We start from the raw sequence: 21,163 nt of genomic DNA, 5'->3' as shown, positions 1-21,163 counted from the left end.
GTCCTGCTCCTTGCTGTCGGTGTCGTCGTTCGGGGCCCCGGTACCCGCGCGTTCGGCAGCTCCGGGGCGGGTTCGGCACGCGCAGGTGCCGAACTCGACCGGAGCCGCCGACCCGGGGCGAGGTTGCCGATCTGTCAGGCCGCGGCGGCATCGGCGGCGACGGCGTCGCGCTTCGCCACTTCCTCGCGGACGAGCGGGATGACGTAGCGACCGAAGTCGACCGCGTCGTCGAGCAGGTCGTAGCCGCGCGCGGAGATGACGCGGACGCCGAGGTCGTAGTACGCGAGCAGCGCCTCGGCGACCTGCTCGGGCGTGCCGACGAGCGCGTTGGAGTTGCCGGCGCCGCCGGTGGCCTTCGCGGTCGCGGTCCACAGCGCGGTGTCGAAGCGCTCGCCCTGGGCGGCGATCTCGAGCAGGCGCTGGGAACCCGCGTTCTCGGGCTTGTCGATCGGGTGCCGACGGCTGAGCTGGCCCCCCGCGGCGGTCTTGCGCGCTTCGATCCGGTCGAGGATGCGGTGCGCCTTCTCCCAGGCGAGCTCCTCGGTCGGCGCGACGATCGGCCGGAACGCGGCGTGGATGCGCGGCGGCGTCGTGCGGCCCGCGGCGGCGGCCTCGGCGTGCACGCGCGCGATCTGCTCGGCGGTGCGGTCGAGCGGCTCGCCCCAGACGGCGTAGATGTCGGCCTCGGCCGCGCCGACGCGGAACGCGGCGTCCGACGACCCGCCGAACGAGATGGTCGGGGTGCGGCCCTCGAACGGCTTGGCGTCGAGCACGAAGTCGTCGAAGTCGTAGAACGGCCCGTGGTGGTCGAACGGCTCGGCGCTCGACCAGGCCTGCTTGACGATCTGGATGTACTCGTGGGTGCGCGCGTACCGCTCGTCCTTGGTCAGCGTGTCGCCCTCGCGGCCCTGCTCGTGGTCGTTGCCGCCGGTGATGAAGTGCACGGAGAGCCGCCCGCCGGAGAGCTGGTCGAGCGTCGCGAACGTCTTGGCGGCGTACGTCGGGTAGGACACGTTGGGCCGGTGCGCGAGCAGCAGCTCGATCGACTGCAGGCGCGCGGCGGTGTAGGCGGCGAGCGCGGCGGGCTCGGGGCCGGAGGAGCCGTACGCGAAGAGGACGCGCGTCCAGCCGTTGTCCTCGTGCGCACGCACGAGGCGCTCGAGGTAGGCGGGGTCGAACGCGGCGGTCGTGCGCTCGGTGGTCTCCGAGGCGTCGTTGGTCGTGGCGATGCCGAGGAACTCGACGGGCATGAGGGTCTCCGTGGTGTCGGTGCGGGTGGTGCGGCGAGCGGTGGTGCGGGGGCCGGACGTGCGGGGCACGGTCCGGCCGCCGGCTCAGGGCCGGGCGGGCGCCGTCGGCTCCGGCGACGCCGCGGGCGCGGCGGGCTCCGGGGCGGCCCCGACCGGGTCGGACGCCGGGAGGCCGGCCTCCTTCCACGCGGGGAAGCCGCCGTCGACGTGGGACACGTGCGTGTACCCGCGGCGCGCGAGCGCCTCGGCCACCGGCCCGGAGCCGTTCGGCGACCCGCACACGACGACGACGGGCGTGTCGAGCGAGATCACCGGGGCGTCGGCGGGGCCGAACAGCGCGTCGAGGTCGTCGCGGTCGGCGAGCGTGGCGCCGGGGATCTCGCCGTGCGCGGCGCGACCGCCGGCCGAGCGCACGTCGATCAGCAGCGCGCCGTCGGCGACCTGGGCGGCGGCGTCGGTCGCGGCCCGCAGGGGCGGGGTCGTGGTCATGGGTGTCTCCTTCGCGGGGTGGTGGCGTCAGCGGGTGGTGGCGAGGGCGGGTGCGACGTCGGGGGTGGCGGTCGTCGTGTCGCCGACGGCCGGGGCGCCCGCGAACCAGTGCTCGGCGAGCAGCGCGAACGAGCGTCGGGCGTCGTCGGCGTCGTGGGTCGCGGTGGTGACGAGCAGCTCGTCCGCGCCGGTCGCGCGGCGCAGAGTCTCGAGCCGCCGCACGACGGTCTCGGGGTCGCCGACGATGCGCGTGTCGACGCGGTCGGCGACGAGCGCGCGCTCCGCCTCCGGGCGCTCCTCCCACGCGGGCGACGTGCCCGGCTCCGGGTAGGCGATCGCGCCGTCGGCGCCGCTGCGGATGGAGAGCACCCAGTCCGCGAACGGCGTCGCGAGCTCGCGGGCCCGCTCGACGGTGTCGGCGACGAGCACGTCGGCGGACACGACGACGTAGGGCTCGTCGAGCACGCCCGGCCGGAACGCCTCGCGGTACGCGGCGACGGTGTCGAGCGTCGCCGACGGCGCCACGTGGTAGTTCGCGGCGAGCGGCAGCCCGAGCTCGCCCGCGACGCGCGCGCTCTCGCCCGCGCTCGACGCGAGGACCCACAGGTCCCAGTCGGCGCCCTCGACGGGCGGGCTCACGTACGGCGTCCCGCGCTCGTCGCGGTAGGTCCCTGCGCGCAGCCCGAGCACGAGCTCGAGCTCGTCGCGGAAGCTCGCCGGGGTGCGCGACGCCCCGACGATCCGCTTCTGCGCGAGGATGCGCTCGCGCAGCACGGAGTCGTTCGCGTCGGCGGGCGGCGCGCCGGGCACGTACAGCCCGTCGACGACCCGCTGCCCGGTGGCCGACCGGGATCGCCGCGGCGCCCCGGCCCCCTTCTCCCCCGTCGGCGGCGTGAACGCGCGGCCGAGCCCGAGGTCGACGCGGCCCGGGTGGAGCGCGGCGATCGTCCCGAACTGCTCGGCGGCGACGAGCGGGCTCGTCGTGCTGAGCAGCACGGCACCGCTGCCGACGCGGATGCGCCCGGTCCGGGCCGCGACGGCGGCGGCGAGCACGGCGGGCGACGCCGAGCCGACGCCGGGCGACAGGTGGTGCTCGGCGTACCAGACGCGGTGGTAGCCGAGCCGGTCGAGGTCGCGCGCGAGCCCGACGGCGCGGCGCACCGCGTCCTGGCCCGTCGCCCCCTCGGGGACGATCGCGAGGTCGAGCACGGACAGCGGGACGCGGCCGGACGCCGGTCGCGGCCCGCCGGGGGTGGCGGTCGGGTGCGGGTGCTGGTGGGACATGGCTTCCTCTGGTGGGGTGCGGTGGCTCGGGGCGACGCGGTCGCGCCGGGGCCCGCCGGGCTACTTGGACGGGAACCCGAGCGCGGCGAGCGTGGTGCGCAGGTGGGCGCGCCCGCGCAGGGCGCCGGGGACACGCAGGCGGTCGACGACGCGGTCGCGCCAGCCGCCGTCGAGCCCCTCCTCGCGGTAGAAGGGCGCGATGCGCTCCTCGTACGCCGCGACGTGCTGCTCCTGCCCGGCGGCGCGGTAGCGCTCGGTGTGCAGGACGGCGGCCTGCGGCAGCCGCGGCTTGACCCGTTCCCCGCCCGCGGGGTCGGGGTGCCCGACGACGAGCCCGACGACCGCGACGACGCCCTCGGGCAGGCCGAGCTCGGCCGCGACCTGGGCGGGGTGGTTGCGCAGCGCGCCGATGTACACGGTGCCGAGACCGAGCGACTCCGCCGCCACGACGGCGTTCTGCGCGGCGAGCGCGGCGTCGAGGAACGCGACGACCGTCGTCTCGAGGTAGTCGGTCGCCTCGAGCCGGACGCCCTCGCGCTCGCCGAGAGCGCGGGCCCGCGCGACGTCGGCGAGCCAGACGAGCAGCAGCGGCGCGGTGCGCACGTGCTCCTGGTCGCCCGCGAGCGCCGCGAGCCGCGCCTTGCGCACGGGGTCGGTGACGGCGACGACGCTCCAGAGCTGGAGGTTCGACGACGTCGGGGCGGACTGCGCGGCGGCGACGAGCGTCGGCACGACGTGGTGGGGCAGCGGGTCGGTGCGGTAGCGGCGCACCGTCCGGTGGCCCAGCTGCGTCGCGAGGACGGTGCCGGGACGGTCCGCGGCGGGTGCCAGGCCCGCGGCCGCGCCGAGCGCGACGTCCTCGACCGCGGCGAGGTCGACGCCGTACCGCGCCGCGAGCGCGGCGCGGGCCCCGCCGGTGTCGTGCGTGGCGTGCGTCTCGGGGCCCGCGGACGGAGCCGGTGCGTCCCCGGCGGTGGGTGCGGGAGCGATCGTCATGAGGCGGTCCTCTCGGGGAGTGCGGCGAGGCGGGCGAGCGCGAACCGCGCGGCGGCGGTGCCGCCGTCGGGCAGGGCGCCGGGGGCGGTCGCGAGGTCGGCGAGCACGCGCCCGACGGCCGGGGCGAACTTGAAGCCGTGGCCGGAGAACCCGGCGCCGACGACGACCGGACCGCGGCGGTCGAGCACGAAGTCGTGGTCCGGCGTCGTGGTGTACGTGCAGCTCACGGGGACGTAGGCGTCGGGGTCGAGGCCGGGCAGCCAGGTCCGCACGTAGTCGCGCAGCGCGGCGAGCTGGCCCGGCTCCGGCCGGTAGGAGCGCCGGTCGGGGTCGACGACGGGGCCGACGCCGTGGAAGCCGACCTTGACGCCCTCGCCCGGGGTCGCGAGCCCGTAGACGCCGCTCGGCCACGCGGTGCCGGGACCGACGTCGTGCGTGAACGCGGGCCACCCCGCGGGCGACGTGCCGGGGGCGAGCGCGAAGTGGGCGGGCTGCTCCTGCGTGACGACGAGCGGGAGCTCCTGCCCGAGCAGGCCGCCCGCCGGGGAACCCAGCAGACCCGCGCTCCACGCCCCGACGGTCACGACGACGACCCGCGCGACGACGTCGGCGCCGTCGGTGACGACGCGCACGCCCTCGGGGACGCGCTCGACGTGCCGGACGGCGACCTCGTGCCGCACGTCGGCGCCCTGGGCGGCCGCCGCCCCCTGGAGGGCCGCGACGGCGCGGTCGGCGTGGAGCCGGCCGGCCGTCGCGACCTCGTGCAGCACCCGGCCCTCGAACCGCAGCCCCGGCCAGCGCTCGGCCGCGGCCGCGGGGTCGAGCCACTCGTGCTCGATCCCCCGGGCCGCGAACGCGGCGCCGATCGCGTCGGAGCGGCGCTCGGCCGCGCCGTCGCGACGCCCGTGGCTCACGCCGCCGGTGACGTCGAGGAGCTCGGTCCCGGTCTCGTCCTCGACCTCGCGCCACAGGCGGAGCGCCTCCTGCGCGAGGTCGAGGTACTCGGGCTCGGCGTACGTCGTGCGGTAGATGCGCGACGTCCCGTGCGAGGCGCCGTGCGCGTGCCCGGGCGCGAAGCGCTCGAGCAGCACGACGTCGCGTCCGCGCCGCGCGAGCTGCCACGCGGCGGCCGAGCCCATGACGCCGCCCCCGACCACGAGGTGGTCGACGTGCTGGGTGCTGGTGGTCATGCGCGGGTCACTCCGTCTTCGGCAGGCCGGGCGGGTTGGTCTGCGACTCCTCGACGGCCTCGGACTCCAGGCCCCACCGCTGGAGCACCTCGAGGTACGTGCCGTCCTCGATGGCGTGGTTGATCGCGGCCGTGACGGCCGGGGCCGCCTCGTTGCCCTTCTTCGTGGCGACGGCGATCTGCGCCGTGTCGGGCCATCCGCCGTTGAGCGTGCCGACGACCTTGAAGTCCTGCGGAGAGATCGCCGCCTGGTACGCAAGCGACGCGTTGGGGCCGACGTACGTCTCGATGCGCCCGGACTGGAGCGCGAGCAGGACGTCGGAGAACTGCTCGTAGTACTCGGGCCCCTGGACGGGCTCGAGGCCGTCCTCCTGGTTGAGGCGGTCCCACTCGAGCACGATCTTCTCCTGGTTCGTCCCGGAGCCGACGGCGACGACCTTGCCCGCGATGTCCTCGCGCTTCGTGACCGACGTGATGTCGGAGTCGGCGCCCACGAGCCAGCCGAGCTCGTCGTTGCGGTACGTGGAGAAGTCGATGGTCTCCTTGCGCTCCTCGGTCACCGTGACGTTGGAGATCACGGCGTCGACGTCGCCCGAGCCGAGCGCGAGCGGCCAGTCGGCCCAGGCCTTGACCTCGAGGCGCAGGTCCTTGCCGAGCGCGTCGGCGACGAGCTGCGCGATGTCGGTCTCGTTGCCGATGGGGGTCTCGTCGTCGTCGGCGAGGAAGCCGAGCGGCGGCGCCGCGCCCGCGGAGATCGCGACGACGAGCTCGTCCTTGTCCTTCCAGGCGTCCGGGAGGAGCGCGACGGCCTCGGCCGACTCGGTCGTGCGGATGCGGTCCTGGTCGGGGCTCGTGCTCACGTCGAGGGCGTCCGAGACGGACGTCGTGCTCTCCGTCGTGCCGTCGGAGGACGCCGCGCCCTCGTCCGCGGCGGCCGGGGCCTCGGTGCTCACCCCGGAGCAGGCCGCGAGCGCCAGCAGGGGCACGACGGCGAGGGCGGCGAGCGCGCGGGGGGCGCGGGCGCGGGTGGTCGTTGCGGTCACGGGTGTCCTACCTCTCGGGTGGTGCGTCGGGGTGACGCAGGGAGTGCGGGTGTGCGGGACGGCCGGGCGGCCGGTCGCGGGTCACGACGGCGGGCGTCGGTGGAGGGCGGTGGTTCAGAGGACCTTTTGGAGAAAGGCCCGGGTGCGGTCGTGGCGCGGGTGGTCGAGCACCTCGGCGGGCGTGCCCTGCTCCACGACGACGCCGTCGTCCATGAACACGACGGTGTCGGCGACCTCGCGAGCGAAGCCGATCTCGTGCGTCACGACGACGAGCGTCGTGCCGGTGCTCGCGACGTCCTTGATGACCTCGAGCACCTCCCCGACGAGCTCGGGGTCGAGCGCCGAGGTGGGCTCGTCGAACAGGAGCACCTTGGGCCGCAGCGCGAGCGCACGGGCGATGGCGACGCGCTGCTGCTGCCCGCCGGAGAGCTGGCGCGGCCGGGCGTCGGCCTTGTCCGCGAGCCCGACGCGCTCCAGCAGCGCGCGGGCCTCGGGCTCCACGTCCTCGCGGCGCCGGCGCTGCGCCGAGACCGGCGCCTCGACGACGTTCTCGAGCGCCGTGAGGTGCGGGAACAGGTTGAAGTTCTGGAAGACGAACCCGATCTGGGTGCGCTGGCCGAGGATCTCGCGCTCCTTGAGCTCGCGCAGGGTGTTGCCCTTGCGGCGATACCCGATGAGCTCGCCGTCGAGCGAGATGAACCCCTTGTCGACCTTCTCCAGGTGGTTGATCGCGCGCAGCAGCGTCGACTTCCCGGAGCCGGACGGGCCGAGCACGACCGTCACGGACCCGGGCGGCACGGTGAGCGACACGTCGCGCAGCACCTCGAGCGTGCCGAAGCTCTTGTGGACGCCGTGGATCTCGACGAGCCCGGCGGTCGCGACGTCGGCGGTCATGCCGCACCTCCCGACGTGCGCGCGGTGCGGGTCAGCACGCCCACCCGGGCGCGGGCCGCGTACGCGGGCGGGACGGCGTCGGGCACGGGGCGGCCGGAGAGCCGCGACGCCCAGACGAGCACGGTCCACCGCGCCTTCTGCAGCGGGGTCGGGGGCAGCGTGCGCACCGCGCCCTTCGCGTAGTGCCGCTCGACGTAGTACTGCACGACGGTGATGAGCGTGGTGAGCACGAGGTACCAGATCGACGCGACGATGAGCAGCGGCACGACGCGGCCGTTGCGGCCGTAGATGACGCTGACGATGTAGAACAGCTCGCCGTACGCCAGCACGTAGACGATCGACGTGCCCTTGAGCAGCCCGATCACCTCGTTGACGGCCGTCGGGATGATGGAGCGCATCGCCTGCGGCAGGATGATGCGGCTCACCTGGCGGCGCTTGGGGATGCCGAGCGACGCGGCGGCCTCCTGCTGCCCCTGGTCGACCGAGAGGATCCCGGCCCGCACGATCTCGGCCGAGTACGCGGCCTGCGACAGCCCGAGGCCGAGGATCGCGGCCCAGAACTTGTCGATCACGGACAGCGTGTCGAAGTACAGGAACTCGGGCCCGAAGGGGATGCCGACGCTCAGGTACGGGTACAGGTAGGCGAGGTTGTACCAGAGCAGCAGCTGCAGCAGCAGCGGCACGGACCGGAACACCCACGTGTACGTCCACGAGACCGACTGCAGGAGCGGCGAGCGCGACAGCCGCATGAGCGCGAGCACGGTGCCGAGCGCGAACCCGACGACCGACGCGACGAGCGTGAGCCGGATCGTCGCCCACGCGCCCTCGAGGATCGAGGGCCAGGTGAGGTACTGCGCGACGACGCCCCACTCCCAGCGGTCGTTCGTCACGAGCGAGCTGACGACCATGGCGAGCAGCACGGCCACGCCGGCCGTCGCGACCCAGCGGCCCGGGTGCCGGGCGGGGACGATGCGCAGGCTCTCGAGCGGCAGCGCGTCCTCGACACCGCCGCGCGGGTCGGCGGGGTGCCGGCCCGACGGCGGCTCGAGCTGCCGGGACTCGTCCTGCGGGAGCGACACGGTGCTCATGGCGCGACCTCCAACCACTTCTCGAACGCGAGCGGGCCGATCTCCTCGGGATCGGTCCCGGTGTCGAACAGGGGCGTGTAACCGGTCGCGAGGTACAGCCCGGCGGCCTCGGGCTGGCGCGGGCCCGTCGTGAGGTACACGCGCCGGTAGCCGCGCTCGACGGCGCGACGCTCGAGCTCGACGAGCACGAGGCGCGCCAGCCCGCGGCGCCGGTGCGCCGAGTGCGTCCAGATCCGCTTGAGCTCGGCGGTGCGCACGGCGGGCGTCCCGTCGGCGCGGCGCGCGGCCGGCCGGGCGAGGCGCGCCGGGTCGCCGAGCTCCGGCTCGGCCCGACGGCGGAACGCGCCGCCCGCGACGGGCTCGCCGTCCTCCAGCACCAGCACGAGCTCGCCGTGCGGCGCCGCGAAGTCCTGCGCGGGGTAGTGCTCCATCTCGGCGCGGAGCTCCTCGGCGCTGAGCACGCGCTGGTACCGCGTCCAGTACTCGTGGGAGAGCTCGTCGAGCAGCGGCCGCACGAGCGGGTCGTGCATCGCGACGGACCGGACCTCGCGCGTCCCCTGCCCGGCGGGGCGCGCGGCGACGGCGGTCACCGGGGTGCCCTCTCGCCCGCGGTGACGGCGAACGGCACGTGGTTGCCCTCGACCGGCGCCGGGCACGTGCCGAAGTCGCTGAACGCGTACGGCAGGTTGACGGCCCGGTTGAGGTCGAGGCGCACGCTGCCCGCAGTGCCGGGCACCGCGTCGGCATCCACGCGCAGGACCCGCCAGGGGGCGACGCCGTCCGCCTCGTCGCTGAAGAGCAGCGTCACCGCACCGCCCGGCGCGCCGGTGAGGGCGAGCGTAGCGCCGCGCCGGGTGCCGTCGCGCTCGACGACGAGGTCGACCTCGCCGACCGTGCGCACGTGGTGCACGAGGCCGGGCCGGGCGGCGCCGACGACGACGGGCCGCGGCGCGTCGTACCAGCGCACCGGCGCGTCGACGACCCAGGCGGGGTCGTAGACGAACGTCGGGACGCCGTCGAACGCCGTCCGGGCCGGGGCGAGCGGGTCGCGCACGCGGACGGCGTAGCGGCCCGTGCGGCGCACGACCTCCACCGCGACCTCGCGCGTCTCGCCGCCGTCGGACGGGTCGCCCGCGTCCCGGCCGTCCGGGAGGAACGTGCCCGCGAGCGTCGACCCGCCCTCCGCGACGACGACGGTCCCGACGGCGCTGCTCGTCGTCCGGACGGCGCCGCCCTCGTCCGCGCGGTGGTGCGCGCCGTCGGCGTCGGCCCACCAGAGCCCCGGGACACCCGGGAGGGCGGCGGGCTCGGCCGGGAGCGCGTGGTACGCGACGAGGCTCAGCCAGCCGTGCGGCGGGCGCAGCCCGTCCTCGCGGTCGGCGTGCCAGGCGGCCCACGCGGCGGCGTCGGGCGACGCGGACGCGACGGGGTCGGCGGGTGCGGTGGCCACGGCGCCCGTGGCGGTCGGCGTGCTCGTGCTCATGGGTCCTCCGAGGTCGGTGCGGGTGGTCGGTGCGGTGGTCGCCGCGGTGCCGGCGGCGGTCAGCCGACGAGCTCGGCGGGGTGCGCCGTCGTGGGCTCGCCGTCGCCGCGCGTCGCGCCGGGGCGGGCGAGGCCGAGGTGCTCGCGCAGGGTCGTGCCCGCGTACTCCGTGCGGAACGAGCCGCGCTCCTGGAGCAGCGGGACGACCTGGTCGAAGACGTCGTCGAGCCCGCCCGGCATGAGGTGGGGCACGAGGATGAAGCCGTCGGAGGCGTCCTCCTGCACGTGGCGGTCGATGTCGTCCGCGACCTGCTGCGGCGTGCCGACGAACCCGCCGCGCGACGTCACCTGGATGACGAGCTCGCGGATCGACCAGCCGTTCGCCTCGGCCTGCTCGCGCCACGCCGCGGCGATCGCCGCCGGGTCCTTCGCGTGCCGCACCCGGCCGCGCGTGATCGACAGGTTCTCGGTGTCGGGGTCGACGTCGGGCAGCGGGCCCTCGGGGTCGTACGCCTCGAGGTCGCGGCCCCAGACCTGCTCGAGGAACGCGATCGCCGTCGGGCCCGAGACCTGCTGGAGCCGGATCTCCCGGGCGCGCTCCTCCGCCTCGGCGGGCGTGTCGCCCAGCACGACGACGGTCGCGGGCAGGATCTTCAGGGAGTCGCGCTCGCGCCCGTGCGCCGCGAGCCGCCCCTTGACGTCCTCGTAGAACGCGCGCCCGGCGTCGAACGTCGAGTGCGCGGAGAACACGACGTCGGCGGTCGCGGCGGCGAAGTCGCGCCCGTCGGCCGAGTCGCCCGCCTGGAACAGGACGGGGTGGCCCTGCGGGCCGCGCGGCGTCTCGAACAGCCCGACGACGTCCGCGTACGTCCCGTGGTGCGCGACCGGCCGCACCGCGCCGGGCCTCAGGAACTCGCCCGCGATCCGGTCGGCCAGCACCGCGTCGTCGTCCCACGAGTCCCACAGGGCGCGCGCGACCTCGACGACCTCGGCCGCCCGCGCGTACCGCTCGGGGTAGGGCAGGTACCCGCCGCGGCGGAAGTTGGCGCCCGTGAAGGCGTCGGGGCTCGTCACGAGGTTCCACGCCGCGCGGCCCTCGGAGAGCAGGTCGAGCGTCGCGAACTGCTTCGCGAGCTCCCACGGCTCGTTGAACGTCGTGTTGATCGTGCCCGCGAGGCCGAGCCGCTCCGTGACGGCGGCGAGCGCGGCGAGGACGGGCAGCGTGTCGGGGCGGCCGACGACGTCGAGGTCGTGGATGCGGCCCTTGTGCTCGCGCAGGCGCAGGCCCTCGGCGAGGAAGAAGAAGTCGAGCCTCGCGTCCTCGGCGCGGCGCGCGAGGTGCTCGAACGACGCGAAGTCGATCTGGCTGCGCGAGCGGGGGTCGCTCCACACGGTGGTGTTGTTGACGCCTGGGAAGTGGGCGCCGAGGTGGATCTGCTTGCGGGGTCGGGTGCTCATGTCGTTCCGTCCGGGCTCAGGCGATCGCCGCGTAGCGGTTCGCGGGGTGCGGGAGGCCGAGCGTGTCGCGCAGCGTCGTGCCCGGGTACGCGGTGCGGAACAGGCCCACGCCCTGGAGCAGCGGCACGACCCCGTCCACGATCGCGTCGAGGTCCGTGCTCAGCGACGACGGCCGCAGCAGGAAGCCGTCGGCGGCGCCGGCGTGCGCCCACTCCTCGACCGTCGCCGCGAGGTCGCGCGCCGTGCCCACGTGCGTCAGCGAGTCGGTGTCCCACGAGACGCCCTCGAGGTCCTCGAGCAGGTCGAGGCGGGCCTGCGCGCTCGCCCGCGTGTCGCCGACGACGACGTAGGCGTCCACGAGGACCCGGAGCGTGTCGGGGTCGCGCCCGGCCTCCGCGGCGGCGTCGCGCACCTGCGCCCGCAGCGCGACCGCCTCGTCCCGCGTCGCCGCCCGGACCCGCACGACGTCGGCCCGCCGGGCCGCGAGGTCGAGCGACGCCGGCGTGCTCGCCCGCACGACGACGGGCGGCTGGCCCTGCGGCGGGCGCGGCGTGATCGACGGCCCCTTCACCGCGAACCGGATGCCCTCGTGGTCGACGTAGTGCAGCTTCTCGCGGTCCACGAACCGGCCCGTCGCGACGTCGCGGATCTCGGCGTCGTCCTCCCACGAGTCCCAGAGCCGCGTGACGACCTCGACCGCCTCGTCGGCCTCGGCGACGGCGTCGGGCTCGTCCTGGGCGCCCTTGCGCCCGAAGGCCGCGGCCTCGGCCGGGGTCGTGGACCACCCGACCTGCCATCCCGCGCGGCCGGAGCTCACGTGGTCGATCGTCGCGACCGCCTTGGAGACGTGGAACGGCTCGGTGTGCGTGGTGGTGACGGTCGGGACGAGGCCGATGCCCGCGCTGCGCGGCGCGAGCCGGGACGCGACGAGCGCGGCGTCGAGCCGGCCGCGCACGGACCCGTTGCGGCCGGGCTGGAGGGTGAAGGCGTCGTCGAGCGTGACGAGGTCGAGCAGGCCGCGCTGGGCCGTGGCCACGAGCTCGACGAGGCGCTTGGCGTCGAACAGGCGCTGGGCCTGGGAACCCACGGTCCGCCAGGCGGCGGGGTGCGCACCGGCGTCGGTGAGGTCGACGCCCAGGTGGACGGTGCGGGCGGGGCGGGGGTCGGGCATCGCGAGGATCCGTTCTGGGACAGGCGCCGGCGGCGCGCTCAGGGCGCGGCGGGGTGCCGGGGGTGGGCAGGGTCGTCCCGCCGCGGGACGGCAGGGCGGGGCCGGGGAGGCCGGAGGGAGGCCCGTCAGGGCGTGCGCGCGGGAGCGCGCGGCGTCAGGAGCGGGGCGTCGTCAGAGACAACAGGTGACGCGCACGGGGGCGCCGACCGGACAGGAGACGACGGCCGCAGCGCGGACCGGACAGGGGCACGTCGGCGCGTGCGCGGTGCTCACCGCGGTGCTCGACTCTCGCCGGTCCATCGTCCGTCTCCTTCGTGCCCGTCTCCGGGCGCCGCGTGTTGCCCCGCACCGCGCAGGTCGCGCGACGCGGGACCTGGTCCTCACCCGGGGCACCCCGCCACGCGGGAGGGTTGCCGTCCGACGAGCCGGGGCTTCGCGTCGGAGCTCATGACCATGTCCTGTGCCGGGGTCCGTGGACCTCGGTTGCCGGGAACCTACGAGCGGTCGGAGAGGGTGTCAACGCACCGCCGGGACCTTCCCACATACTGGACTCGATCGGTCAACTTTGAGCAGCCGAGGCCCTCGTTTGCACCGAGTGCATCGATGCACCTAGTGTCAAGAGGTGCCTCTCCTCCCCGGACCCGAGCGCCCGACCGCGCCCGCGACGGACGCCGTGACCCCGGACGCGCCGAGCGCGGACGTCCCCGGCCCGGACGCCGCGGCTCCGGACCGTCGCGCGGCCCTGCGCGCACGCCACCGCCGCGCGATCGTCGCCGCCGCCGCGTCGCTCATGGAGGAGAAGGGCGGCGCGCGCTTCACCGTCGACGAGCTCGCGGCCCGGGCCGACGTCGCGCGCCGCACGATCTTCAACCACTTCGCGTCGCTCGACGACGTCGTGGTCGAGGTCTGCGAGGACGTGCTGGGCTCGGTCGTCGAGACGCTCGGGGCGAGCGCGGCCGAGCCGGGCACCGACCGCCCCACGCCCCTCGACGACGTCACCGCGGCGCTGCGCGGCACGGACCTCGTCGGCCCCATGGCCTACCTCACGCGCGCCCTCGGCGGTACCGCGACCGAGCCCACGCCGCGCGTCACGACGATGGTCGTGCGCACCTTCACCCACCTCGCCGAGCGCCTCGTCGCGGCGACCACGCGCCGGCACCCGGACGTCGACCCGCTCGAGATCGAGATGCTCGTGGGCGCGCTCATGGCCGGGGTCCTCGTCATCCAGCGGCGCTGGTGGGCCGAGACCGGCGCCGCCGACGACGACGCGTCGCGCGCGGTGTGGTCCGGCCTGCTCGACCGCCTCGTCGAACGGATCCGCGCCGGCTGGGCGGACCCCGTCTGACACGACCCGCACCCTCCCCGCCCTGTCCCGCCTCGCGACCACCTCTCCCGCAGCACCGCACCCGCCACCCCGTGCACACCCGCCGGACCCGGACCGGACTCCCACCGAAGGATCCTCATGGCTGAACTCCTCTACCGCCTCGGCCGCGCGTGCGCGCGCCGCGCGCGGACCGTCCTCGCCGCGTGGCTCGCGGTGCTCGTGCTCGCCGGGGCGGCGTTCGTCGCGTTCGGCGGCACGCTCGCCAGCAGCTTCTCGATCCCCGGCACCCCGACCGCCGACGTCACCGCGCGCCTCCAGACCGCGCTGCCCGAGGCGTCGGGCGGGAGCGGCACGATCGTCCTCGCGACGGAGGACGGCGCGCCGTTCACGCCCGAGCAGGAGGCGGCGATCGCGGACCGCTTCGCCGCGGCGGAGGAGGTCGACGGCGTCGCGTCGGTCGTCGACCCGTTCGCGACGCAGGAGGAGCTCGCCGACCAGCGGAAGCAGATCGACGACGGCCGCACCCAGATCGCCGCGGGACGCGAGCAGATCGAGGACGGCCGCGCGCAGCTCGCCGCCGCGCAGGAGCAGGTCGACGCCGCGCGCGCCCAGCTCGACGTGGGCCAGGCCGAGCTCGACGCCGCACGTGCCCAGGCGGAGGCCGCGGGCGCGCTGGAGCAGGCGGCGCCGCAGCTCGACGCGCAGCGGGCCGAGATCGACGCGGGCCGCGCCACGCTCGAGTCGCAGGCCACGACGCTCGACCAGCAGGTCACCGCGCTGGAGGACCAGAGCGCGACGCTCGAGGAGCAGTCCGCGCAGCTCGAGCTCTCCGCTCCCCTGCTCGACATGGCGTCCGACATCCGCCTCGTGTCCACGGACGGGAGCGCGGCGGTCGCGAACGTGACGTTCACCGAGCCGAACATGAGCATCGACCAGCAGACGAAGGACGACCTCGTGGCCGTCTTCGCCGACGACCCCGTCGACGGCGTCCAGACCGACTTCTCGTCCGACATCGCCCAGGGCGTGCCGCAGGTGTTCGGCGTGGGCGAGGCCGTCGGCCTCGTCGTCGCGGCGATCGTGCTCGTCGTCATGCTGGGGACGCTCGTGGGCGCCGGCCTCCCGATCCTCACGGCCCTCATCGGGGTCGGGATCGGCGCGCTCGCCGCGATGTCGCTGTCCGGGGTCGTGGAGATGTCGTCGGTGACGCCGGTGCTCGGCCTCATGCTGGGGCTCGCCGTCGGGATCGACTACTCGCTGTTCATCGTCAACCGGCACCGACGCCAGCTCAAGCAGGGCGACGAGCTGCACGAGTCGATCGCGCTCGCGAACGGCACGTCGGGCAACGCGGTCGTGTTCGCCGGGGCGACGGTGCTCATCGCGCTGCTCGCGCTCAACGTGACCGGCATCCCGTTCCTCGGCCTCATGGGCACGGTCGGTGCGCTGTGCGTCGCGATCGCCGTGCTCATCGCCGTCACGCTCACGCCGGCCCTGCTCGGCATGATCGGCCCGCGGATCCTCAGCCGCCGCGAGCGCGCCGCGCTCGCCGGGCCCGCCGCGACGACGGGCGCGTCGACGGGTGCGGCGGCCGGCGCGTCGGCCGGGACCGCGTCGTCGGAGCCGGGCGCCGCGGGCGGCCTGCCCGCCGCGGAGCCCGTGCGCCCCATGTCGACCGTCCGCGCGGTGGGGACGGCGCTGCTCTCCGTCGTCGCGCTCGGCGTGATCGCCCTGCCCGCGCTCGACCTGCGGACCAACCTGCCCGACGGCTCGTCCGAGGCGCACGACTCCACGCAGTACCGCGCGTACTCGACCGTCGCCGAGGAGTTCGGCGAGGGCACGAACGGGCCGCTGCTCGTCGTCGCCGACCTCCCCGGCGAGCCCACCGAGGCCGAGGCGCTCGAGTACCAGGTCGGCGTGGCCGAGGAGCTGTTCGCGCAGGACGACGTCGTGGCGGTCGCCCCGATCGGGACGTCCGAGGACCGCACGGTCGCGGCGTTCCAGGTGATCCCGGCCGAGGGTCCGACGAGCGAGTCGACCGAGGAGCTCGTGCACGCGCTGCGCGCCCTCGAGCCGCTCGACGGCGAGGTCACGCTCGGCGTCGCGGGCTCCGCCAGCGGCAACATCGACATCTCCGAGAAGCTCGCGCAGGCGCTGCCGATCTACCTCGCGGTCGTCGTCGGGCTGTCGCTCGTCATCCTCGTGCTCGTGTTCCGGTCGATCTTCGTGCCGGTCGTCGCGACGCTCGGGTTCATCCTGTCGTACTTCGCCGCGCTCGGCGGGGTCGTCGCGATCTACCAGTGGGGCTGGCTCTCGGGGGTGTTCGGCGTCGAGACGCCGGGCCCGATCCTCAACTTCCTGCCCACGATCCTCGTCGGCATCCTGTTCGGCCTCGCGATGGACTACCAGCTCTTCCTCGGCTCGGGGATGCGCGAGGCGTACGCGCACGGCGCCCCCGCGCGCGTCGCGATCGTGCAGGGCGTCCGGGCGGGCCGGGCCGTGGTGACGGCCGCGGCGATCATCATGATCTCCGTCTTCGGCGGGTTCGTCTTCTCGCACAGCGCGATGATCCGCCCCATCGGGTTCGCGCTCGCGTTCGGCGTCCTCGTCGACGCGTTCGTCGTGCGGATGCTGCTCGTCCCGGCGCTCATGCACCTCGTGGGCGACAAGGCGTGGTGGCTCCCCCGCTGGCTCGACCGCATCCTGCCCGACGTCGACGTGGAGGGCGCCGCGCTCGAGCGCCGGCACCCGCACCACCTCGACGGGTCGACCGACCCGGCGGCCCAGGGCGGCGCGCCCGACGCCGGCACCGAGCCGGGCACCACCGGCCCGGACCCGGCCGCGCCGGAGCCCGCGCGCGGCTGAGGCCGCGGAGCCCCGCACCGGACCCGGTGCCACCGGTCGACGAGCGCACCCGCTCGTCGGCCGGTGGCGCCGGGTCCGCCGTCGTCAGGGACGGGGCACGTGCACCGTCGCGACGATCGCGCGGTGGTCGCTGCCCACGACGTGCAGGGAGCCGACGTCGGTCACGGCGTTCTCGCGGTCGGTCACCACGTGGTCGAGGTTGAGCACCGGCGGCACGACGCCGGGGCGCGGCGACCACGACAGGTCGAGCCCGCCGCCCGAGGCGCGCGACGCGTCGTGGAACCGGTCGCCCAGCAGCCGGCGGAACGTCGCGTGGTCGTGGGTGGAGTTGAAGTCGCCGACGAGCACCTGGGGCAGCGGGTCGCCGTGCGCGCGCTCGGCGAGCGCGTCCGTCTCCTCGTGCCAGATGTCGACGTACTCCGGGATCGGCGGGATCGGGTGCACCGCGGTGACCCGCACCGGGACGCCGTCGACCTCGACCGTCGCCGACGGCATCGCGTCGTTCGAGAACGGCTCGACGTCCACGTCGCGGAGCGGCAGCGCGCTCCACAGCCCGCTGCCCATGGCGCCGCGCCCGACCTTGCCGTCGGCGCTGTACGGCAGCACGTCCTCGATCCCCGCCGCGACGAGCCGCTCGCGCAGGTCCGTCGTGAGCTCCAGCACGGCGAGCACCTGCACGTCCTCGGTGCGGACGAGGTCGACGAGCGCCTCCGCGTCCGCCGTGCCGTACCAGGTGTTGGCGCCCATCACGCGCAGCGTCACCGCGTCGTCGGACGGCGCGGGGCCGGGCACGAACGCGGGCACGAGCCACACCGCCTGGACGGCGACGCAGACCGTGAGCAGCGCCGCGAGCAGCCACCGGCGCGCGAGCAGCGTGAGCACGAGCCCGACGGCGGCGCCCAGGGCGACGAACGGCGTGAAGCCGACGAGCTGCGCGACGGGCGTCCACGCGTCGTCGGGCAGCATGCGCACGAGCGTGAGGAGGAGCACCGCCACTACGCCCGTGGCGAGCACGACCGTGAGGGGTCGACCGCCCGGTCGGCGCCGCGTCGTGACGCGCGCGGGCGGGAGGCGCGTGGTGGCCGAGGTCATGCCCAGACTCTCGCAGCGCCGGCCCCGCCGCCGCGACCCGCCCCACCGGCCCGCCCGGCGATCTCCACGGAACCCGCCCACCCGCCCGTCCCGAGCGTCCCGCCCGTCCGCCGAGCACGAGGTTGCCGTCGTTCCGGCGTCCATGGCGACGGCAACCTCGTGCTCGACCGGGGGCTGGACCGGGAGACGGGACGACGACGCCCCGGTCACCGTGCGGTGACCGGGGCGTCGGTGGAGCGGGTGTCAGCCGAAGATGGCCGGCAGCGTGCCGCGGAAGGCCGCGTCCGCCTCGCTGAGCGGGACGGTGAACAGGCCCGCGACCTCGAGCGCCTCGCCCGACTCGGCGACGGCGCCGGGCTCGGTGCCCGTCTCGCCGATCTTCAGGACGGGGACGCCGCGCGCGACGCACGCGTCGACGAGCTTGGACTCCTCGCCGCGGGGCACCGCGACGAGCGCGCGGGCCGTCGACTCGGAGAACAGCGCCTCGAACGGGGTGACGCCGTCGCGCTCGGTCAGCGCGTCGAGCGACACGGTGGCCCCGACGCCGAAGCGCAGCGACGCCTCGAGGAGCCCCTGCGCGAGCCCGCCCTCGGAGAGGTCGTGCGCGGCCGACACGAGGTCGTCGCGGCTCGCGTTGACGAGGACGCCGGCGAGCGCCTTCTCGGCCGCGAGGTCGACCCGCGGGGGCACGCCGCCCAGGTGGCCGTGCTCGACGTCGGCCCACGCCGAGCCGTCGAGCTCCGCGCGCGTGGTGCCGAGGAGGTAGATGCTCTCCCCCGTCTCACGCCAGCCCGACGGCGTGGCGTGCGCGACGTCGTCGAGCACGCCGAGCACGCCCACGACCGGGGTCGGGTGGATCGAGGAGTCGATCTGCCCCGGCTCGCCGGTCCCGTTGTAGAGCGACACGTTGCCGCCCGTCACGGGGACGCCGAGCTCGCGGCACGCGTCCGCGAGGCCCTCGATCGCCTCGACGAGCTGCCACATCGAGTCGGGGTCCTCGGGCGAGCCGAAGTTGAGGCAGTCGGTCACGGCGAGCGGGCGGGCGCCCGTCGTCGCGACGTTGCGGTACGCCTCGGCGAGCGCGAGGCGGGCGCCCGTGCGCGGGTCGAGCTTGCCGTAGCGGCCGTTCGCGTCCGTCGCGAGCGCGACGCCGAGGCCCGTGCTCTCGTCGACGCGGACCACGCCCGAGTCGTCGGGCTGCGCGAGCGCGGTGTTGCCCTGGACGAACCGGTCGTACTGGTTCGTCACCCACTCCTTGGACGCGAGGTTCGGCGACGCGAGGAGGCGCAGCGCCGTCGCGCGGAGCTCGTCGCCGCTCTCGGGTCGGGCGAGCGCGTCGGCGGCCACGGTGCGAGCGTTGAGCCCGTCCTGCCACGACGGGCGCGCGTACGGGCGGTGGTACACCGGGCCCTCGTGCGCGACGGTCCGCGGGTCGACGTCGACGATGCGCTCGCCGTGGTGGTCGATCGTCAGGCGCCCGGAATCGTTGACCTCGCCGATGACGGCGGTCTCGACGTCCCACTTGGCGGTGATGGCGAGGAACTCGTCGAGCTTCTCCGGCGCGACGACCGCCATCATGCGCTCCTGCGACTCCGACATGAGGATCTCGCCCGCGTTGAGCGTCGGGTCGCGCAGCAGGACGTCGTCGAGCCACACGTGCATGCCGCCGTCGCCGTTCGAGGCGAGCTCCGACGTCGCGCACGAGATGCCGGCGGCGCCGAGGTCCTGGATGCCCTCCACGACCTGCGCCGCGTAGAGCTCGAGGCAGCACTCGATGAGGACCTTCTCCATGAAGGGGTCGCCCACCTGGACGCTCGGGCGCTTGGCGGGCACGCCGTCCTCGAACGTCTCCGAGGCGAGGATCGAGGCGCCGCCGATGCCGTCGCCGCCCGTGCGGGCGCCGAACAGCACGACCTTGTTGCCGACGCCCGAGGCGTTGGCGAGGTGGATGTCCTCGTGGCGCAGCACGCCGAGGCACAGCGCGTTGACGAGGGGGTTGCCCTGGTACGACGAGTCGAAGACGAGCTCGCCGCCGATGTTCGGCAGGCCGAGGCTGTTGCCGTACCCGCCGACGCCGCTCACGACGCCGTGCACGACGCGCGCCGTGTCCGGGTGGTCGACGGCGCCGAAGCGGAGCTGGTCCATGACGGCGACGGGGCGCGCGCCCATGGAGATGATGTCGCGCACGATGCCGCCGACACCCGTCGCGGCGCCCTGGTAGGGCTCGACGAACGACGGGTGGTTGTGCGACTCGACCTTGAACGTCACGGCCCAGCCGTCACCGATGTCGACGACGCCCGCGTTCTCGCCGATGCCGACGAGCAGGTGCTTCTTCATCTCGTCCGTGGTCGCCGCGCCGAACTTCGACAGGTGGACCTTGGACGACTTGTACGAGCAGTGCTCGGACCACATGACGGAGTACATCGCGAGCTCCGCGGCCGTGGGGCGGCGCCCCAGGATGTCGCGGATGCGCTGGTACTCGTCCGGCTTGAGGCCGAGCTCGGCGAACGGCTGGACCTCGTCGGGCGTGGCGGCGGCGTGCTCGACGGTGTCGAGCGACGACGCGGCGGGACGAGCCTCGGAGCGTGCGGAAGCCTGGGGTGCGGGGGCGGTCATCGTTTCCCTCGGGTGGGCGCTGAGCGGGGAGCGCACGACGGCGCGCGGCCAGTCTACCGGCGCCCGGGGAGAGGCCGTCCGGGCGTCTCGCGTCGCGGGCGACCGAGAAGTGAGACGAGCGTCTCGCCGTGCGGAAACCGGGTTTCCGGGTTCCGATGGAGGGGTGACCACCCTTCTCGAACCGACGTCCGGCACCGCCCGCAGCAGGACCAGCGACCTCCTCGACCCGCACCTGGAGCGGCTCGGCCACGAGCTCACGCTCGTCGAGCGCCAGCTCAACGGCTACTCCCGGCGCACGGGCTCCTACGTGGGCCGCGGGGCCGTCGAGACCGTCGAGCCGGCGGAGGGCCGCTACCGGGACGAGCTCGAGGCCGAGCGCGAGCGCATCCTGTCGCGCCTCGAGATGCTCAGCGCCATGCGCGTCGCCGCGTCCTGCTGACCACGACCCCGACCGCGACTCCGAGCGCGGCCACCGTGGGGCGCAGGACGGCTCAGAGCGTCAGCCCCAGCACGACCCCCAGCACGCCGAGCGCGGGCGGCACGAGCTGGACGAGCGCCGCCCGCGCCTTCGACGGCGACGACAGGATCAGCACGAGCCCCGCCGCGACCATCGACCCGGCCCCTACGACCACGAGCGTCAGGCCGACGTCCTGCCGGTCCGCCGCGTACAGGACGATGCCGAGCACGACGAGCACCGCGAGGAACAGGTTGTAGAACCCCTGGTTGAAGGCCATCTCGCGCGTGGCCGCCGCCTCCTGCGGCGACGTGCCGAACGTGGCGCGCGTGCGGTCGCTCGTCCACGTGAGCGACTCCATGACGAAGATGTACACGTGGATCGCCGCGGCGACCCCCGCGAGCGCCAGCCCGAACCCGATCATCGTCGGTCCCTCCCGGTCCGCGAGGCCGCACGGTGCGCGGACCCCGGCAT

The 21,163-nt window shown here is 75.2% G+C and carries 18 protein-coding genes and 1 riboswitch; of the genes, 3 read left to right on the top strand and 15 right to left on the bottom strand.

What is annotated here, in order from left to right; translation table 11 throughout:
• Positions 1-134: 134 nt before the first annotated feature.
• From RSE42_RS03020 to RSE42_RS02965, 12 genes are all read right to left on the bottom strand, one after another.
• A complete protein-coding gene (locus RSE42_RS03020; protein WP_415297845.1) occupies positions 135-1,250 on the bottom strand; it encodes an LLM class flavin-dependent oxidoreductase in 1,116 nt (371 codons plus the stop codon).
• An 84-nt stretch (positions 1,251-1,334) separates the two neighbouring features.
• Positions 1,335-1,739 (bottom strand): rhodanese-like domain-containing protein, encoded by a 405-nt coding sequence (locus RSE42_RS03015; RefSeq protein ID WP_415297844.1) that lies wholly within the window; start codon positions 1,737-1,739, stop codon positions 1,335-1,337.
• Positions 1,740-1,766: 27 nt separating this feature from the next.
• The gene (locus RSE42_RS03010) at positions 1,767-3,023 is read right to left on the bottom strand and encodes an LLM class flavin-dependent oxidoreductase (RefSeq protein WP_415297843.1); all 1,257 of its coding nucleotides are present in this window, start codon (positions 3,021-3,023) and stop codon (positions 1,767-1,769) included.
• A 60-nt stretch (positions 3,024-3,083) separates the two neighbouring features.
• Positions 3,084-4,019, bottom strand: a complete 936-nt coding sequence (locus RSE42_RS03005) for an NADPH-dependent oxidoreductase (protein WP_415297842.1) — start codon at positions 4,017-4,019, stop codon at positions 3,084-3,086.
• Positions 4,016-5,209, bottom strand: coding sequence for an FAD-dependent oxidoreductase (locus RSE42_RS03000; protein ID WP_415297841.1), 1,194 nt, complete (start codon positions 5,207-5,209; stop codon positions 4,016-4,018). Before RSE42_RS03000 ends, RSE42_RS03005 begins: the two co-directional genes overlap by 4 nt.
• 7 nt (positions 5,210-5,216) lie before the next feature.
• Positions 5,217-6,251: an ABC transporter substrate-binding protein gene (locus tag RSE42_RS02995; protein ID WP_415297840.1), complete on the bottom strand. Its 1,035-nt coding sequence runs from the start codon at positions 6,249-6,251 to the stop codon at positions 5,217-5,219.
• Positions 6,252-6,365: 114 nt separating this feature from the next.
• Entirely contained in the window at positions 6,366-7,145 is a 780-nt protein-coding gene (locus RSE42_RS02990; protein ID WP_415297839.1) for an amino acid ABC transporter ATP-binding protein, read from the bottom strand.
• Entirely contained in the window at positions 7,142-8,233 is a 1,092-nt protein-coding gene (locus RSE42_RS02985; RefSeq protein WP_085386608.1) for an amino acid ABC transporter permease, read from the bottom strand. The genes RSE42_RS02990 and RSE42_RS02985 overlap by 4 nt, the downstream gene beginning before the upstream one ends.
• Positions 8,230-8,823, bottom strand: a complete 594-nt coding sequence (locus tag RSE42_RS02980) for a GNAT family N-acetyltransferase (protein WP_415297838.1) — start codon at positions 8,821-8,823, stop codon at positions 8,230-8,232. The genes RSE42_RS02985 and RSE42_RS02980 overlap by 4 nt, the downstream gene beginning before the upstream one ends.
• Complete coding sequence (locus RSE42_RS02975) at positions 8,820-9,716, bottom strand: DUF1684 domain-containing protein (protein WP_415297837.1); 897 nt, start codon at positions 9,714-9,716, stop codon at positions 8,820-8,822. The genes RSE42_RS02980 and RSE42_RS02975 overlap by 4 nt, the downstream gene beginning before the upstream one ends.
• Before the next feature lie 59 nt (positions 9,717-9,775).
• Positions 9,776-11,173 (bottom strand): NtaA/DmoA family FMN-dependent monooxygenase, encoded by a 1,398-nt coding sequence (locus tag RSE42_RS02970; protein WP_415297836.1) that lies wholly within the window; start codon positions 11,171-11,173, stop codon positions 9,776-9,778.
• Positions 11,174-11,189: 16 nt separating this feature from the next.
• A complete protein-coding gene (locus RSE42_RS02965; protein WP_415297835.1) occupies positions 11,190-12,344 on the bottom strand; it encodes an LLM class flavin-dependent oxidoreductase in 1,155 nt (384 codons plus the stop codon).
• A 345-nt stretch (positions 12,345-12,689) separates the two neighbouring features.
• Positions 12,690-12,797: riboswitch (SAM riboswitch) on the bottom strand.
• Positions 12,798-12,966: 169 nt separating this feature from the next.
• Here RSE42_RS02965 and RSE42_RS02960 point away from each other — a divergent pair.
• Both RSE42_RS02960 and RSE42_RS02955 read left to right on the top strand, forming a co-directional pair.
• Positions 12,967-13,689: a helix-turn-helix domain-containing protein gene (locus RSE42_RS02960; RefSeq protein ID WP_415297834.1), complete on the top strand. Its 723-nt coding sequence runs from the start codon at positions 12,967-12,969 to the stop codon at positions 13,687-13,689.
• A gap of 117 nt (positions 13,690-13,806) precedes the next feature.
• Entirely contained in the window at positions 13,807-16,527 is a 2,721-nt protein-coding gene (locus RSE42_RS02955; protein WP_415297833.1) for an MMPL family transporter, read from the top strand.
• An 84-nt stretch (positions 16,528-16,611) separates the two neighbouring features.
• Here the strand turns inward: RSE42_RS02955 and RSE42_RS02950 are convergent, their stop codons facing one another.
• Both RSE42_RS02950 and purL read right to left on the bottom strand, forming a co-directional pair.
• Positions 16,612-17,619: an endonuclease/exonuclease/phosphatase family protein gene (locus RSE42_RS02950; protein ID WP_415297832.1), complete on the bottom strand. Its 1,008-nt coding sequence runs from the start codon at positions 17,617-17,619 to the stop codon at positions 16,612-16,614.
• Positions 17,620-17,862: 243 nt separating this feature from the next.
• A complete protein-coding gene (purL, locus tag RSE42_RS02945; RefSeq protein ID WP_415297831.1) occupies positions 17,863-20,235 on the bottom strand; it encodes a phosphoribosylformylglycinamidine synthase subunit PurL in 2,373 nt (790 codons plus the stop codon).
• A gap of 163 nt (positions 20,236-20,398) precedes the next feature.
• Here purL and RSE42_RS02940 point away from each other — a divergent pair, with 163 nt between their 5' ends.
• Positions 20,399-20,674: a hypothetical protein gene (locus tag RSE42_RS02940; protein ID WP_034651373.1), complete on the top strand. Its 276-nt coding sequence runs from the start codon at positions 20,399-20,401 to the stop codon at positions 20,672-20,674.
• A 52-nt stretch (positions 20,675-20,726) separates the two neighbouring features.
• Here the strand turns inward: RSE42_RS02940 and RSE42_RS02935 are convergent, their stop codons facing one another.
• The gene (locus tag RSE42_RS02935; RefSeq protein WP_415297830.1) at positions 20,727-21,113 is read right to left on the bottom strand and encodes a DUF1304 domain-containing protein; all 387 of its coding nucleotides are present in this window, start codon (positions 21,111-21,113) and stop codon (positions 20,727-20,729) included.
• Between the last annotated feature and the right edge of the window lie 50 nt (positions 21,114-21,163).

This window comes from Cellulosimicrobium sp. SJTW-1 (genome assembly GCF_047716875.1).
Lineage (GTDB): Bacteria > Actinomycetota > Actinomycetes > Actinomycetales > Cellulomonadaceae > Cellulosimicrobium > Cellulosimicrobium funkei.
The sequence above is the reverse complement of the archived record's forward strand: the minus strand, read 5'-3'. Positions and strand labels throughout refer to the sequence as shown.